Annotated in this window: 1 pseudogene; it reads left to right on the top strand. The window is 68.4% G+C overall.

Annotation, left to right across the window (positions count from 1 at the left end):
• Positions 1 to 88: 88 nt before the first annotated feature.
• Positions 89 to 753, top strand: a pseudogene (locus JFB92_RS20690) (fibronectin type III domain-containing protein); the annotation flags it as partial.

Raw genomic sequence — 753 nt, 5'->3', positions numbered from 1 at the left:
TGTTGGACCTCTGGGAACCCCGAGACAACCCCAGAGGCAGTCCCCCCGGGCGCGAGCGCCCCAACCCTTCCGTAGAGGTATTTCCGTCATGACCACTCTCAATTCCGATGCACGACGCCTGAACGTCAAGGGGTTGTTGATCGCTGTCGGTCTGCCGGTGGTGCTGGTGGGTGCGCTGGTGGCGACGCTGCTGGGGACCGGGGCGTTCTCCCGGGACAACGAGGGCCAGGACGCCTCGATGTGGCTGTGGACGACTCCGGCCGGGGAGATCGCGCGGGTCAACGGCCTGACCGCGGCCACCGACGCCCGGTTCGAGATGACCGACGCGGCCGGGAACCCGGTCCAGATCGAGCAGACCGACACGCATCTGCTGCTGCGCAACATCACCACCGGTGAGGTCTCGGCGGTGGACCTGTCGACCCTGGCCTTGACCGGCGCGGCCGAGACGGCCCCGGGCGAGGGCGTGCGCATCGCCCTCCACGACGACGGCGCCTTCATCATCGACCAAGTGGAAGGCAAAGTCAGCCAGGTCGATCCGACCACGCTGGCCGCTATCGGTGAGCCCCTGTCGTTCCCCCAGGGGCTCACTGGTGGGGCCTTCGACGTCGACGGTCGGCTGTGGATCGGGGTGCCGCGTGAGGGCACGGTGGTGCAGATCGAGCCGAAGGATGCGGGTCCGGACACGTTGGAGACGCGGTCGGTGGCTGATCCGGGGCAGGATCTGTCGTTGTCGGTGCTCGGTGACGGGGTGGC

Source organism: Glycomyces salinus, assembly GCF_016428645.1.
In the GTDB taxonomy this organism is placed as follows: Bacteria; Actinomycetota; Actinomycetes; order Mycobacteriales; family Micromonosporaceae; genus Glycomyces; species Glycomyces salinus.
Note: the sequence above shows the minus strand (reverse complement) of the source record. Positions and strands in the feature narration are given on the sequence as shown.